The sequence below is a fragment of the Streptomyces sp. NPDC006332 genome (genome assembly GCF_040612855.1).
Lineage (GTDB): Bacteria > Actinomycetota > Actinomycetes > Streptomycetales > Streptomycetaceae > Streptomyces.
Genome location: NZ_JBEXRA010000037.1, coordinates 60,278 through 75,255 on the forward strand (window position 1 = coordinate 60,278; position 14,978 = coordinate 75,255).

General features: G+C 67.9%; 14 protein-coding genes and 4 pseudogenes. 2 read left to right on the forward strand and 16 right to left on the reverse strand.

Annotated features, from left to right (window positions below; genetic code table 11):
* Positions 1-27 precede the first annotated feature (27 nt).
* The 10 genes and pseudogenes from ABZ027_RS28720 to ABZ027_RS28765 all read right to left on the reverse strand — a co-directional run.
* Positions 28-150 (reverse strand): annotated as a pseudogene (locus ABZ027_RS28720) (ABC transporter ATP-binding protein); the annotation flags it as partial.
* Positions 151-327: 177 nt separating this feature from the next.
* A complete protein-coding gene (locus ABZ027_RS28725) occupies positions 328-1,272 on the reverse strand; it encodes an amidohydrolase family protein (RefSeq protein WP_356773361.1) in 945 nt (314 codons plus the stop codon).
* Positions 1,273-1,517: 245 nt separating this feature from the next.
* A complete protein-coding gene (locus ABZ027_RS28730) occupies positions 1,518-2,504 on the reverse strand; it encodes an aldo/keto reductase (protein WP_356773363.1) in 987 nt (328 codons plus the stop codon).
* Between the two features lie 338 nt (positions 2,505-2,842).
* Positions 2,843-3,802, reverse strand: a complete 960-nt coding sequence (locus tag ABZ027_RS28735; RefSeq protein WP_356773365.1) for an amidohydrolase family protein — start codon at positions 3,800-3,802, stop codon at positions 2,843-2,845.
* A 57-nt stretch (positions 3,803-3,859) separates the two neighbouring features.
* Positions 3,860-5,446, reverse strand: a complete 1,587-nt coding sequence (locus tag ABZ027_RS28740; RefSeq protein ID WP_356773367.1) for a Na+/H+ antiporter — start codon at positions 5,444-5,446, stop codon at positions 3,860-3,862.
* Positions 5,447-5,513: 67 nt separating this feature from the next.
* Complete coding sequence (locus ABZ027_RS28745; RefSeq protein ID WP_356773369.1) at positions 5,514-5,885, reverse strand: DUF2255 family protein; 372 nt, start codon at positions 5,883-5,885, stop codon at positions 5,514-5,516.
* A gap of 112 nt (positions 5,886-5,997) precedes the next feature.
* Positions 5,998-6,423 (reverse strand): nuclear transport factor 2 family protein, encoded by a 426-nt coding sequence (locus tag ABZ027_RS28750; protein WP_356773371.1) that lies wholly within the window; start codon positions 6,421-6,423, stop codon positions 5,998-6,000.
* A gap of 115 nt (positions 6,424-6,538) precedes the next feature.
* Entirely contained in the window at positions 6,539-7,555 is a 1,017-nt protein-coding gene (locus tag ABZ027_RS28755; RefSeq protein WP_356773373.1) for a zinc-dependent alcohol dehydrogenase family protein, read from the reverse strand.
* A 36-nt stretch (positions 7,556-7,591) separates the two neighbouring features.
* Positions 7,592-8,000, reverse strand: a pseudogene (locus ABZ027_RS28760) (cupin domain-containing protein).
* A gap of 94 nt (positions 8,001-8,094) precedes the next feature.
* Entirely contained in the window at positions 8,095-8,427 is a 333-nt protein-coding gene (locus tag ABZ027_RS28765) for a carboxymuconolactone decarboxylase family protein (RefSeq protein ID WP_356038828.1), read from the reverse strand.
* A 410-nt stretch (positions 8,428-8,837) separates the two neighbouring features.
* Between ABZ027_RS28765 and ABZ027_RS28770 the strand changes: the two genes are divergently transcribed.
* Complete coding sequence (locus tag ABZ027_RS28770; protein ID WP_356773375.1) at positions 8,838-9,707, forward strand: helix-turn-helix domain-containing protein; 870 nt, start codon at positions 8,838-8,840, stop codon at positions 9,705-9,707.
* A 104-nt stretch (positions 9,708-9,811) separates the two neighbouring features.
* A pseudogene (locus ABZ027_RS28775) lies at positions 9,812-9,952 on the forward strand (transcriptional regulator); the annotation flags it as partial.
* A 43-nt stretch (positions 9,953-9,995) separates the two neighbouring features.
* Here ABZ027_RS28775 and ABZ027_RS28780 read toward each other — a convergent pair.
* From ABZ027_RS28780 to ABZ027_RS28805, 6 genes and pseudogenes are all read right to left on the reverse strand, one after another.
* Positions 9,996-11,375: pseudogene (locus ABZ027_RS28780) on the reverse strand (lantibiotic dehydratase family protein); the annotation flags it as partial.
* An 83-nt stretch (positions 11,376-11,458) separates the two neighbouring features.
* Positions 11,459-11,641 (reverse strand): FxLD family lanthipeptide, encoded by a 183-nt coding sequence (locus tag ABZ027_RS28785; protein ID WP_356773377.1) that lies wholly within the window; start codon positions 11,639-11,641, stop codon positions 11,459-11,461.
* A gap of 64 nt (positions 11,642-11,705) precedes the next feature.
* A complete protein-coding gene (locus tag ABZ027_RS28790) occupies positions 11,706-12,191 on the reverse strand; it encodes a hypothetical protein (protein WP_356773379.1) in 486 nt (161 codons plus the stop codon).
* Positions 12,143-12,910, reverse strand: coding sequence for a methyltransferase, FxLD system (fxlM, locus tag ABZ027_RS28795; protein ID WP_356773381.1), 768 nt, complete (start codon positions 12,908-12,910; stop codon positions 12,143-12,145). Before fxlM ends, ABZ027_RS28790 begins: the two co-directional genes overlap by 49 nt.
* 871 nt (positions 12,911-13,781) lie before the next feature.
* Entirely contained in the window at positions 13,782-14,342 is a 561-nt protein-coding gene (locus ABZ027_RS28800; RefSeq protein ID WP_356773382.1) for a DUF6415 family natural product biosynthesis protein, read from the reverse strand.
* A complete protein-coding gene (locus ABZ027_RS28805) occupies positions 14,339-14,839 on the reverse strand; it encodes an ATP-binding protein (protein WP_356773384.1) in 501 nt (166 codons plus the stop codon). The genes ABZ027_RS28800 and ABZ027_RS28805 overlap by 4 nt, the downstream gene beginning before the upstream one ends.
* Between the last annotated feature and the right edge of the window lie 139 nt (positions 14,840-14,978).

The window sequence follows — 14,978 nt, forward strand, 5'->3', positions numbered from 1 at the left end:
GAGAGCAGAGGTGGAACCGCCGGGAACAGAGCCGCCCCCACCGCTCGGCCCCAGGAACCCGGTCACCGTCCCAGGCGTTATCGAGAAGTCCAGCCGAGCCACGGCTGTCCTGTCCCCGAAGCGTTTGGCGAGTTGCCGTACCTTGATCATCTGCTCGTCCTTCGAACCGGGCCACCGCCGTTCGGTGCCCTGCAAGGACGCTAGGTGCGGCAGTCGAGCAGACCGTGGTACCGCGGTAGGAACCCCGTTCCATCAGGTGGTACCGCGGTACAACGCTGTGCGCTTGCTGTCCTGTCGGCCCGGATGGTCTCGACAGCCCCCCGAGGATCAGGCCAGTCCAAGAAGCGCTTCGGCGTTGCCGGCCAGGATGCCCTGGGTGTCCTCTGCGTCGAGGCCGGCCCGTTCGATGTAGGCGACGGTGTCGAGGTAGTGCTCGCCACCCTGGTACGGGAAGTCGCTGCCGAGGACGAGCCGGTCCGCGCCAACTGCCGTGACCGCGGCGCGCAGTGCCGCCTGGGAACTGTGGGCGACGGTGTCGTACCACATCCGGCGCGCCGCCTCGCTCGGCGGGAGAGGAGCATCAGGTGCCTCGAAGTGGGCAAGGTTGTCCCACCGTTCCAGCAGCATGGGCAACGCGCCGCCGAAGTGGGAGTTGAGGATGCGCACATGGGGGTAGCGCGTGATGAACCCACGGGTGATGAGCTGGGCCGCTACGACGGTGTCCTCCACGGGCGCGCCGACCATCCAGGTGAGGTTGTGGTCGGTGATCTGCGGCGAGGCGACGCCGTCGCCGGCGGGGTGGAGGTACATCACGGTGTCGCGGCGGTCGAGTTCCTGCCACACCGGTGCGAAGGCCGGGTCGGTGAGGGCTCGGCCGGCGGCCGAGGTGGTCAGGGCCACGCCCACGACACCCGGCGCGTCGAGGACGCGGTCGAGTTCGGCCAGGGCCGCGTCGACGTGCGGCAGAGGAAGCACGACGAAGGCCAGGAAGCGGTCGGGGTGGCGGTCCACCAGGTCGACGTACCGGTCGTTGATCATGCGTGCGGCCGCCGCGGCCTGATCCGGGTCCGGCAGTGCGCCCGTCAGTGGGGAGGCGGAGATCACCTGCCGGTCCACACCGGCCCGGTCCATCAGAGAGAAGCGGGCCTCGAGTTCCTTGTCTGTGTCGTCGGCCCCGAGCCCGCGCTGGCCGCGGGTGGTGGTGACGCCGGAGTCGGCCAGGAAGTCCAGGTAGTCGCTGGGGTAGACGTGCGCGTGTGTGTCGATGCGCATGAAGGGGTTCCTCAATCGTCGAGGGAAGGGGAAGGGGGGCGGATGCGGGTTTTGCTGGTGCAGGGACGCCGCTACGAAGGCTTCCGGTACGGACTGGAACACGCTCGGCGCGGAGTCGCCCTGGTGGTGTGCCGCGACAGCTTTTCGGCCGCCCTCAGCGAACTGTTCGCCGAGAACCTGGCCACTGGGTGGGCCGGGAGAAGGAGCGGTGCAGGAAAGCGGCTTGGCGGAGTGGACAGGCCGAGCTACTTGTCTACCAGGGACATGTGGTGCTCGTTGTAGCGGTTTCCCTGTACCCCTATGCGGCTGGCGAGTTCGTTCAGGTCGGCCAGTTCGTCGGCGGAGAGGGGCAGTTGGGTCGCGCCGATGTTCTCCTCGATGCGTGCGGTGCGCCGGGTTCCGGGGATCGGAACGATCGACGGATGCTGCGCGAGCAGCCAGGCGAGCGCGACCTGGCCCGGTGTGGCGTCCTTGGCCTGCGCAAGCCGTGTGACGTGGTCGACGAGGGCTTGGTTCGTCGCCCGGTTCTCGGCTGTGAACCGTGGAATGTTCGTGCGGACGTCGTCGGCGGTGAAGGGCGTGGTGGCGTCCACAGTCCCGGTCAGGAACCCCTTGCCGAGCGGGCTGAAGGGCACGAATCCGATGCCGAGTTCCGAGCAGGTCGGCAGAACCTCATGCTCGGGGTCCCGGGTCCAAAGCGAGTACTCGCTCTGTACTGCCGTCACGGGGTGGACCGAGTGGGCGCGGCGGATGGTCCGCGCACTGGCTTCGGAAAGCCCGAAGTAGCGCACCTTGCCTTCCTGTACGAGCTCTCCCACGGTTCCGGCGACGTCTTCGATCGGCACGTCCGGATCAACGCGGTGCTGGTAGAAGAGGTCGAGTGTTTCGACCCTGAGCCGTTTCAGGGAGGCCGTGGCGACGGCGCGGATCTGCTCGGGCCGGCTGTTGAGTCCGGCGGAGGCGCCGTTCTCGATGCGGAATCCGAACTTGGTGGCGATCACTGCCTGCTCCCGCACTGGAGCGAGGGCTTCTCCGAGGAGCTCTTCGTTGACGTAGGGGCCGTACACCTCTGCGGTGTCGAAGAACGTGACTCCGCGGTCGAGGGCGCTACGCAGTACGGCGATCATGTCGGTGCGATCGCCGGGGTTGGGGCCATAGCTCTGGGACATTCCCATGACCCCGAGACCGATGGCGGAGACATGCAGGTCGCGTCCGAGTGTTCGGGTGTGCATTCTTCCTCCTCGTTGCTGGCAAATACCGGTGGGTGGGCCAGGCCATGGGCAGGCCGCCGCCGCATCCGATGTCGTCGTGGATTGCTTTTCCTTCGCATGTCGAGCCCGTCGACTTACGTGTTACGTGCAGGGCGGGACGACCATGCCGACGTGCACTGCGCGACAGCGCGTCGCAGGCCGCCACGACGTACTCACATGGGTGCTCCGCCTCGACGGCGATCAACGCGAGTACCTCCTGACCCCGGCGGGCAAGATCGCCCCGCTCACGGCCGCCGCGACCGGCCATCGTGCCGACGACGTCGGGAGCGTGATCGCGCTGAGGGCCGGCGTACCGCGGTTCACGGCGTTGTGCGCGGAAACAGGCGCTTGGCGTTCGCGGTCGTGAGCGATCGCCATGTTGTGTCCTGCGCCGGTGGTTCGGCCTCGTCGATCGCCGCGATGTGGGCGTCGGCCAGCGGCGCAGGCGTCCAGCAGTAGTCGCTGCCGAAGAGCACGCGGTCAGGGTCGACGAGCTTCAGCAGTGCGGGGACCTGGCGTGGGAACGCTGTGCCCGCCATGTCGTAGTACAGGCCGCGGAGTTGCTGCACGGCGTCGGGGCTGGGCGGCTGCCGCGCATGCAGGAACAGGCTCATGAACTCGTTGATGCGGTCGGCCAGGACGGGAATCGAGCCGCCGCAGTGCGGGACGATCACCCGCATGTTCGGGTGACGCGTCAGGACGCCGGCCATCACCAGGTCCGTGACGGTGCGGGCCGTGTCGAAGATGTACTCGACCATCGGACGCGGTCTGCCGAGCGCCGACTGCTCCCAGCACACAGGGGAGGTGGGGTGCAGGAAGACCACGGCCCGCCGCCGGTCGAGCTCCGCGAACACCGGGTCGAGGCGCTGGTCGCCCAGGTACACCCCGTGGGTGTGAGTCAGCAACGCCACGCCGTCGGCGTCGAGTTCGTCGAAGGAGAAGGCGATCTCCTCCAGCGCACCGTCGACGTCCGGCAGCGGAAGCGACACGAAATTACCGAAACGGCCCGGGTGGTCCTGGGTCAGTTCGGCGGTGTACTCGTTGACGCGCCGGGCGAGGAGGCGGGCCGCCTTGTCGTCGCCGAAGTGCACACCGGGGGAGGACATGGAGAGCATTGCGGTCTCGATGCCGTTGCGGTCCATCAGATCGAGATGGGCTTGCACGGACCATGACGGCCAGCCGCCCATGCCGTCGGGGTGGGCGTGGCCCGCCGCTGTCGCCTGCTGGACGTAGAAGTCTGGGAGGAGGTGGGCGTGGACGTCGATGAGGCTGGAGGACATGGCAGCGGGATTCCTTCTCGTGGGGATCGCGTCGTCAAGGCAGTTACCGCAATCGGCCTACTCCACCTGCTCGCCTCCGGCCAGCCGGACCTCTTCGTTGTCCAGGGTGGCTTGCAGACGGCGGAGCACAGTGTCGTCGATCTGCGACTCGTCGCGCAGGCGGACGACAATCGCACGCTTTGTGGCGATGAGGGCGAGACGGAGGTCGGTGTAGTGGCGGTTGTGGAGCAGGGCGGGATCGTCGTCGGTGCCGGCGCCCCTTGCTCGTGCGGTCGCCAGGTTGGCCTCGTACTCCTGGCGCAGCCACTCCATGACCTTGGGGGTGGTGCCCAGTTCGGCCGCGAGTCGGGGTAGCGCCTTGATGGCTTCCTCGGTTGCCATGGTCTCGGCGAGGATCTGCTCCTCGTCGACGGAGGTGTCGCGGGGCAGCCTGGCCCAGCGCACCACGCCCGGCAGCAACAGCCCCTGCACCACGAGGGTCACCACGATGACGCCGGAGGTGACGAACACGATGAACGCCCGGCCGGGGAACGGCGCACCCGAGTCGAGGGTCTCCGGTACGGAGAGCGCCACGGCCAGCGACACCGCGCCCCGGAAGCCCGCCAACCCGCTGACCACGCGGGCTCGGTCACTCATTCTCCGCAGCCGCTGCTCGGGACGCCGGTCGATCAGGCGGATCAGGTAGGCGGACGAGAACAGGAACGCGAACCGGACCGCGACCAGGACCACGCTGATCGCTCCGATCGCGATCAGGGCATCCTGGAGGTCGGAGCGGCTCAGGTGACGGAGTGCGTATTGCAGTTCCACCCCGACCAGGACGAACAGCGCGCCGTTGATGATGAATGTGGCCAGTGGCCAGAAGGCCAGTGCCTGGCGACGGTGATCGGCACGGATGAGGCTCGGAGCCACCTGGGCCATGATCAGGCCGCTCACGACGACCGCGAGGACGCCGGAGGCATGGATCTGTTCGGCCAGCAGATATGCCGTGAACGGCGCCAGAATCATGACGAGATTGCCCAGCAGGGGATCGTCCAGCCGGCGCCGCAGATTCATGTTGACCCAGGCGACCGCCACTCCGACCGCGGCCCCTCCGCCGTAGGCCAGCAGGAACAGCGCTCCGACGTGCGGCAGGGTGAGGTGCTCCTCGCCGACGGTGATACCGACCGCCAGGCCGTAGATGACCAGTGCAGTGCCGTCGTTGACGAGGCTTTCCGCGCGCAGCACAGTGATCTGACGTCGCGGGAGAGAACCGGCCAGCGCGCCGACCGCTGTGGCGTCGGTGGGAGCCACGGCCGCGCCCAGCGCCCACGCCGGCCCCCACGGCAGTCCCAGCGCGTGCCCGGCGACCGCCACGGCCCCTGCGGTGAGGATCACCAGGACCGTGCTCAGCAGGACGATGCCGCGCAGGTTACTACGAATCTCCCGCATCGACGTGGTCAGACTCTCCCAGTACAGCAACACGGGAAGGAAGAGCAACAACACCACTTCGGGCGGGAGTTGGGTCTGGCGAACGGCCGGGACGAGGCCGATGATCGCGCCCACGACGAGCAACACGACGGGCGGCGCGACGCGGAGGCGCTGCCCCAGGACGTTGCCCACCAGCACGGCCGCACCCAGGACGACGACGAGTTCGAGACCGAGCATGGTGCTTACTCCTGTGCGGGACTGGCTGTCGGTGGTGGCTCAGCGGCTCCCACCGGGAGCGTCTTGGTCATCGGGGCACCAGTCGCAGTGTCGTGGCGCGCGCCGCGACCATGGGGTTGACGTATGCGCCGCCGAAACGGCCGTACTTGGTCCGGTACGCGGTGTCGACGCGGTCGTTGATCTCGGAGTCCGCTACGTGGACGAAGGTGACGTCCTTGTCGACGCCGCCGGAGCGGATGCGCCCCTCGTGGCCGGCGCGGGCCGTGCGCCACCAGCCGCCGTCCGTCCCGCGGAAGGAGCGGACGTACAGGTCGTCGCCGGCACGGACGACCCAGATCGGCACCGGACCTCGCAGAGTGTTGTCACCGCGGCGCGGCGCCATCTCCAGCTCGTCGGCCGCGGCGATGCGGTCGAGCTCGTCGTTCGTCCATTGCGTCATCGGTGTTCTCCGGTCGAGGAGGCGGCGAGCGGGGCGGACATGCGGGAAATCCGGAGGCCGAGCAGGGCATAAGGCGGTGCCGCTGTGATGGAGGGTGCCGGAAGACTCGTGGTCAGTTGGGAGTTGTGGTGAGCGGCTCACCGAGGTAGGTGCGGGTGACGCCGAGGGAGTCCTCGAAAACGCGATAGTCGTTGATCATTCCGTCGGCGACGGTGAAGCGCATGATCATCTCGCTTTCGAGTACCTGTCCTGAGGGGTGGAACCGGGAGGTGTACCGGCCCGGTGCAAAGACCCGTCCGTCGGCCTCCACCACGGTGCCCAGCTCGAATGAGAGTGGCTCGACGGCGGCGAAGAATGCGGTGAGGGACTGCCGGATCTCCTGCGGACCGGTGCGGCTCCCGGCCCAGGGGGTCAGGGCCTGATCGCCCGGAATCGTCCAGGTCGCCTCGGGTGTGAAGTGGGAGAGGACGCGCTCCATGTCGCGCGTGCCGAAGGCCTCGAAGTACGCCTCGACGGTGGCGATCGCTTCGCTGATCATGGCTGTCGGTCCGTTCTGTCCGGCGGCTGCGACGGGCCGGCGGCCGAGCCGCCGCCCGTCGGGTCGGCGGTGGTGGGCGCCGTCGACCGGCGCCCACCATGGCCTGGGCTGCAGGTCACGGGCGCAGCAATGCCTTGATGGCGCGGCGCTCGTCCATGGCCTTGTAACCTTCTGCGACCTCGTCCAGGGGCAGGGTGAGGTCGAAGACCTTGCCCGGGTTGATGCGACCGCCGACGACGCGGTCGATCAGGTCGGGAAGGTAGGCGCGCACGGGAGCGGGGCCACCGCGCAGACCGACGTGGGAGAAGAAGAGCTCCTGGCCGTCGATCTGCACATCGTGCGGCATGCCGACGAAGCCGACGTTGCCGCCGGGGCGGGTGGACTGCAGGGCCTGGTGCATGGACTGCTGGGTACCGACGCATTCGAGGACGGACTCGGCGCCGATGCCGTTCGTCAGTTCCTTGACGCGGGCGACGCCTTCCTCGCCGCGTTCGGCGACGATGTCGGTCGCGCCGAACTCCAGCGCCAGCTTCTGCCGGGACTCGTGCCGGCTCATGGCGATGATGCGCTCGGCGCCCAGTTCCTTGGCGGCGATGACACCACACAGGCCCACCGCGCCGTCACCGACGACCATGGCGGTCGAACCAGGCCTGACCTCGGCGGCCTTGGCGGCGTACCAGCCGGTGCCCATGACGTCGGAGAGTGTCAGCAGGCCAGGGATCAGCTCCTCGGCCGGCTGCTCCGGGGTGGCGACCAGAGTGCCGTCGGCGAGAGGGACGCGGACGTACTCGGCCTGGCAGCCGTTGGGGAAGTCCCGGTGCATGCAGTTGGTCTGGTAGCCGGCCTGGCAGTTCGGGCAGGTGTTGTCGGATGCGATGAAGGAGCCGATGACGAACTGGCCGGGCTTGACGGTCGATACGTCGCTGCCGACCTCCTCGACGATGCCGACGTACTCGTGGCCGATCGGCTGCGGCTCGGTGACCGGGTTGATGCCGCGGTAGCTCCACAGGTCGGAGCCGCACACACAGGTGGCGACAGTGCGGATGACCGCGTCCGTGGGCGCCACGATCTTCGGCTCTGGGGCGTCCTCCACCCGGATGTCACCGGACGCGTGGATGATGGTTGCTCGCATGATGGCTTCCCAGCTCTTGTCGGGTCTGTCGTGGCGTCAGGGGTGGGTGCGGGTGCTGACGCGCGGGCCGTTGTACTCGTCGTCCGGGACGTGTTCGAGCCAGGTGGTGTCGTCCGTCTCCCACAAGGCGAGATGGACCATGAACTGGTCGGGCGCGGCACCGTGCCAGTGCTCCTCACCCGGGGGGCGTGTGGATGACGTCGCCGGGATGGGCCTTGAGAATGTCGCCGCCACGGGACTGCACCAGGGCGATGCCTTCGACGATGTGGAGGGTCTGGCCAAGAGCGTGGGAGTGCCAGGCGGTACGGGCTTCGGGGGTGAATCGGACCATGTTGGCCCGCATCCGCGAGGGGTCCTCACCGCGGTGGATCACGTCCGCGTAGGCGTCGCCGGTGAACCACTCGGCCGGGAGCTTCATGGTGGGAGGCCGCTTCAGCAGTTCCATGGTGTGTCGTTCCTCTGGTGTGGTGCTGCCACCGGACCGCGCGGCGGTGTGGGGAAAGAGCCCGTGATGTGGGGTACGGGCGGGCGGAGGAGCATCAGCCCGACTGGTCGGACTTCTCCACGATCTCCTTGAGCTGGGTCATCGCAGTCATGGCATTGGGCCATCCGGCGTAGAAGGCCAGATGGGTGATGACCTCGATCAGTTCGTCCTTGGTGACACCGTTCTCCAGCGCCTTGCCGAGGTGGAAGCCGAGCTGGTCGGCCCGGTACAGGGAAGCCAGAGCCGTGACGGTGACGAGGCTGCGGTCGCGCGGGGACAGACCCGGCCGCTCCCAGATGTCGCCGAACAGGACGGTGTCGGTCACCTCCGCGAGCTTGGGGGCGAACTCCTGGATGGCAGGCGGCGCGAACTTCTTCCGTTCGGACATGAGGTGGTGCTCCTGGCGTGGTTTCGGGTGGGGGACACGCTGCCCGGCCGTCGACCGGGGCTGGGCGGGTTGCTGACCGAGGACCGAGGCGAGGGCAGGAGGAGTGGTGGCACTCGCGGCTTTCGAGGCGTTCTGGCACGGGCGCCAGGGCTGTGGGGCCACCGGTGAGCGCCAGCGCGTTGCCGAGGAAGGGGACATCCGTCCGCACTGTCTCGCCTCGCTTCCTCCGCCTTCCACGGGAATACTGGATATCGGTGACATTCGGGAAATCATTCTTTCCGGCGGTCACGTCACCGACCCTGTCACTTTCCCAGGAACCTGCAAGGGGAGAATTCCATCCGGGGAACCCGTTATCCAGGGGAGAAATCCTTACCCCCCTGCCGGCGGCCGAGCGATGCCACACTGGCGTCATGGCCAGCGACGCGCATCTGAACGAGCTGGGAGAAATCCTCAAGACGCGGAGGGCCGAGCTGACTCCGCGCGCCGTCGGTCTGCCCGATACCGGTGGCCGACGTGTGCCCGGTCTGCGCAGGGAGGAGGTCGCCCTGCTCGCCGCCATCAGCACCGACTACTACACACGGCTGGAGCAGGGCCGCATCCAACCGTCTGCGTCAGTGCTGGCCGCGCTCGCCCATGTGCTGCGCCTGTCCGATCGCCAACGTGACCACTTGTTCGAGCTGGGCGGCCGACAACGGGCACGACACCGCCGTCCGGCCGCGCAGAAGGCACATCCGCAGTTGCGCCGCCTGCTCGACGATCTCACCTCGAGTCCAGGCATGGTGATCGGCCGCCGTATGGACATCCTGGCGTGGAATCCGCTCGCCGTCGCCCTGTTCACCGACTTCGCGAAGGTGCCGGAAGGCAGGCGGAACTGCGTCCGCATCCTCTTCACCGATCCCTCCATGCGGACGCTCTACGCGGACTGGCGAGCCGTCGCCCGTGACTGCGTGTCCCATCTGCGCAGGGAGGCCGCCAAATACCCCGAGGATCCGCAGTTGATCAACTTGGTCGGCGAACTCTCCGTGGAGGACAGGGAATTCGGTCAATGGTGGGGCAGTCGTCGAGCGCCGTCGCGCAGGGCGGGCGTCAAGAGGTTCCGCCATCCCCTCGTGGGCGAACTCGTCCTGGACTGGGACACCCTCGTCTGTGCTGGCGATCCCGATCAGGAACTCGTCCTCTGGACGGCGGAGCCGGGCACGCCGTCGTACGACGGTCTGCGCGCCCTCGCCTTGCGGACCACCGGTCGGCCCGACGGGCTCACGGCCGGTCAGCCCGGCTGATACGCCCATTACCTCGGCCCCGCCGCTTTGTGAAGGACAGACGGCAGACCCGGGAGAAAATCTTCCCCCTTACATTTCGTCTGAATACTGCGACACTCGCTGCTATGTACATTAAAGTGCAATTGTCTGAACTGGGTGAATTCCTCAAGGTGTGCCGGGCCCGACTCAGCCCGCGGACCGTCGGTCTGCCCGAGTCCGGGACGCCCCGGCGAGTGCCCGGGCTACGCCGTTCTCAGCTGGTGCGGACACAGGTGTAGAGCTGATCTGCGCGAGGAGCGCGCCCTGATGCACTGCGGGCAGCCCGGCGTACACCGTGGTCATGCGGCGGCGGTCCTCGTCGTCCAGCAAGGACAGGAAGCGGCCGGTAGTCGTTCCGGCCGAGCGTGCCACCCCGACGACATTCAGGGTGAACTCGCCTTTCTGCAGCGCCGGAACGCTGGCGGCGTCGATGCGGATGGTCACCTCGGTGCTCGGCTGGACGGGGTGGCCAGGATCGGTGGTGGCCAGCTCCTCAAGCGCGGCGTCGTCGAGTTCTACTTCAAGGCGGCGCTGCATCGCGGCGGCATGGGCAAGCTTGATGAGTCCGCCGTCACGGTCGGGCCGTGGGGAGGGCGCCGGCGCGGAGGTGGACCCGAGGTAGCCGGGTGGGTATCCGAGCGCGTCGATGGCATCCACTACGGGGACGACCGCCTGTGGCCCGTAACGCTCAAGGAATCGGCTGTGCCACTCGGTCCATCCGGTCAGCGCCGCACGGGGTGCGAGACGGGTGAGTGCCTTGGCCGCTGCTGCCGCCTCCTGGGCCACCGTCTCCGGGACGACCAGGTCCCAGTCCACCCGCAGGTCGCGTGCGGTCTCGGGGGCCTCGTACAACTCTGCTGTCTCAGCGGGTGTGAGGTGCTGCGTATGTGTGCGGAGGGTGGCGAGCGGGTCAGTGGTCGTCATCGCCGGGCGGAGGCTGCTGATCAGGAATCGTTGCCTGACCAGGCCCGCAAGTAGGTTCTCGACGGCGGCGAGCGGCGCGGTCGGGAAACTGGCCGAGAGCTTTGCGGTGAGGTCGCCCCACAGGATCGGAGTCCGCGCGCCGTCCAGGGCTGTGCGGACCGGTCCGGTCACGCGTATCTGCACGTGTTCGGAAGCGCCGTCTCGTGTGCCGCGTGGGCGGTGCTCGATCACCACGTACCCGTCTCGCTCGACGGCGAGGCTGGACGTGACCAGCTTCAGATGGGGCTGTAGTCCGCTGTGCTCCTCGAACCGGTCGATGAGCGCCGTCGTCCATGCCGCGTCGGGTCTGGCGGATGCCTGGTGCCCGGTGCCCACGTGCAGCGCGGGGGCGGCGCCTATTCGCGCGGCCGCGACCCCGGCGAACAGACCGAACGGGGTGGCGCGCGTGCGGGCCCGCAGCAGGTACCGCAGCACCGAGAGCACCGTGCGGCGTACAGCAATATCCGGCAGCGGCCGGTCGGCGCAGACCTGGTCCACTCGAGTGGCGAGGTCCGGGCTGGCGGCTTCGACGGCGGTCGCGAAGTCGGCTGCCTGCCAGGTCTGTTGCAGCCACGCACGCCACGACACCGTGTTCGCCGATGGGCCGGTCAGCTCGGGCCAGACCAGCTGGCGGTCGGAGTCCAACACCGCCGCCCGCACCACTGCCGCATCAACGTAGCGATACACACACCCCTCCTGTGGCCGAGCGGTTCCCGGCCACGCCAATCAATCAGGCGCGGCCGGGCACCGCGATCAAGCGGTCTGTGCTGTTACGGGCAGCTGGTGCACGCCGACTGACACGACGAGCCGCAGCCGTCGTTCGTCAGACGGATGAGCTGGTCCGCTGCGGGGCCGCCCTCGACGATCGTGATGTCCAGGTCGAAGCCGTCCTGTCCGGACGCCCCCTGTACGGCGACCGGCTGAGCAACCGGGCGCTCCATCTGAACGGTCATACATGCCTCCTTGGCAGTGAGTGATGGTGCAAGGAGCCGAGGCCCGAGAGTGGGCCCCGGAGTCTTAGTGCCAGGACACGGCGACGATGCCGTGCCGCTTCAGCACGCTGTTCTCGGGCAGAGTCGACGGGGCGGGACCCGGCAGGAACCGGATCGTTGCAGCTCCCCTGCGGCGGTGGTCCTGGGCCCAGCACCGCAGCAGGTTCAGGTACTCGTCAGCGAGGACCTCGGCCTGCGGGCCGTGAGCGACCACGCCGCTCTCGAACCCGCCGCTGTCCTCGTTCTCGCGGCGGGTGCGGTACGCGATGCTGTCCTCGCTGACCAGTGCCGGCACACCGAGCAGGGTCGATGCGTCCACGAGCCCGCTGTCGACGATCTCCTTGGACGCGTGCAGTCGGGCCGCGCTCGACAGATGGAGCGTGAGGTACAGCTCCAGCTCGTCGGGCAGGTCGTAGGCCGCCCCCGACCAGAATTCCCGCCCGGGAGTGTCCAGGGCGTGAGTCAGCGCCTTCGTGTTGAGGGGGACCCGCTCGTCGTCGGTCTGCACCACGACGCCCTCACGCAGCAGCGCCTTGCGTTCCTTGGCGGCTCCCCGCCCTGCATGGGCACGAAGCGCGCCAGACGGTAGGAGCGGCTGACCAGACCCTCGCCCTCGCGGTCGAACGCGATTGAACGAGTCGTGCCGCGTACAGTCAGCGGGACGATGAGCCTGCCCTTCTCGGCAAGCTCACTGATCCACGACGGAGGGATGTCCCACGCGGCTACGGTGACGATGATCCGGTCGTACGGCGCACCGTCAGGGACACCGGCCTCGGCATCGGCTACGACCGTCTTCACCTGGTCGTAGCCGGCATCGTCTAGGCACAGACGGGCGCGGTCGACGATGTCACGGTCGATGTCGACGGTGGTGACCACTCCGTCGCTGCCCACGAGTTCCTGGATGAGCGCGGCGTTGTAGCCGCCGGAACCGATCTCCAGGACCTTCATGCCGGGCTTGATCTCGGCCTGCTCCAGCATCACGGCCTGGAGGTGGGCGGCGGACATGACGCTGAGGTCCAGGCCGTGCTCGTCCTTCCTGACCGGCACGGTGTGGTGGAGGTCGTAGGCGAGTTCGAGAGGTGCGTCCGGCGCGAATCGGTGCCGGGGCACCGCGGCGAAGGCAGCGGCGACCGACTCGGACTTGACCGCGTCCTGGTCATGGAGTGCGCGGACCATGTCCGCACGCAGCGCGTCTGGATCGCGAACCGTCGAGTCTTCAATGGCAGTCATCCGATTACCTACTCCTATTGGGTAGTTGTTGCTTGTGGCAGCCCAGCTCGGCTTGGTGGTCAGCGAGGACGCAAACCACGGCTCCGTACCTTGAGAACGGATTCGCGCAGCCGGGCGGTGCGGTTGTCGGGGTTCAGCTGAAAAGCGGCCCGAGAGATCGTCACGCTGCTCTCCCTTCCTCTCGCTGAGCTGGTTCGCGTGGGGAGAGGCCCGGTAGGAGGAAGGGCCCTTCCCCACACGCGTTGTCCGGCACCCAGCCGTCTTGACCCGGTTGCCGGGTGGTCCACCCGCCCGTCGCCGACAACGGGCGGGCAGTTGAGGGGGCCGGCTACCTGTCGCCCGCGCCGGGTCGAGCTCTGGTTACTCAGCAGTTGTTGCGCCCTCGTCGCCGTAGAGGCTGTCGGGGGTATAGGCCCGGACGTGTCGATCCGCAAGAGAGCCCTGGGTACTCTGCGGGGTCGGGTTGGCTGCTCTTGGTGTCCCGCTTGATCTGGGCCTTCGCGGCCTTGACGGTGCTCTTCTTGTTGGTCCTCACGCGGTGCGTACTCTTTCTGCTCGCTTCTTAGACGGCGGCTGGATGCCGCTCCATGAAGTAGGCGTTCGACTGTCGCTTGAGGCGGTCCAGGCACGGCTCACACGCGTAGAACGGGGCATGTTGCCCGTCCCACTGCACCGGGCCGAGCCAGATCACCGAAACTCCGTTGCGCTCGCACCCGAGCCAGCAGTCATCGATGACCCATTGCCGCTCCACGGGACGGCCTCCTCCTCTTTGGGTTCGTAGGTGTTCCGGAAGCCTGCCTCGGGGTGTCTGACAGCCCGGAGAGCAGGACCTCCCTCCCCGACGGGGGTCTTCCGGGGGCAGGGCGGCGGCTCATATCGCGCGCAGCTGCGCCCGCCGCTCCTCGGCGAGAGCGGCGCAGGTGTCCGTGTGGAGATAGCCGTGGATGCCGCCGCTCGAATCGCTCGTGTACAGCGCACGCTCGAACGACTCCCCGTCCACGATCGGCTGGGAGCACGCGCCGCACACCCGCCGCCCTACGGCCTCCTCGATCTCGTCCTGGCCGGTCGGCGGACCGAGCGGGCCTGGGTTCTCGAACAGCGTCAGTAGCGCGCGAGAGATGACCGCGAGGTCCTGCGCGTGGCACGCCTGCGTGGCCGGCGACTTGCCGGCGCTCTCCTCGAGGAGGTGATGAGCGCGCACGATGACGTAGATCGCCGTACGACGAATCTCTCCTCGCATACGGGCCGCGATGGCAGTGACCTCCGGGACGAGGAGCTGCACATGCCCTCGCAGCCGGCCGAGGAGGATCTTCATCTTCACAAGTTCCGGCGGGCAGGTGCCCCATACCTCGAGGCCGACCGTGTACGTCTCGCGGATGGTCTGCGCGTCGACCGGCGCGGGCTCCGCTCTGGAGGTCTTCGGAGCGGTCACGACTCCCTCCGCGTCTGGGCATTGTCGCTCGTCTCTTGACTGCGGATCAGGAAGTTCGCCCACACGTCCTTGCCGCCCGTGAACTCGGAGCAGCCGCAGTCGTCGGCGAAGGCCGTGACGAGGTGCAAGCCCCGACCATGCTCGGCGTCCGCTGCTTCGTTGGAGAGCTTGGGCAATGCCGGATCGAAGTCACGCACGCATACGCTCAGCACCCCGGTCAGGCGCGTGATCGTCAGCCGTGCATTCCTCGTCCCTGTGCTGGCGACGGGCCGTGTGTGCTTCTGGACGTTGGTCAGCAGCTCCGTAACCGTCAGGGTCGCATTGCCGATCAACCCGGGCAGACCCCACAGCTTCAAGTGGGCCCGCACGACGGTTCTGATGATGGGCACGGCCTCCGGGGTCACGTCGAGGTCTATCTCCAGGTTCCCCGGCTTGCTGCGCGTCGTCGCGCGTACGCCGGTTGCTGGCACGAGGGCCACTTCCAAGAGGTTGGCCATCACAGATCCACTTCGGGCTGGCGGAATCCTCACATTTGAGGTTTGACTGCGGTGTGTACTGGGGTGGAACCGGTCGGCAACCATTCAGTCAGGCCGCGAGACCCGCGTGCAGATCCGGATGCGGAGAGCTGAGATATCC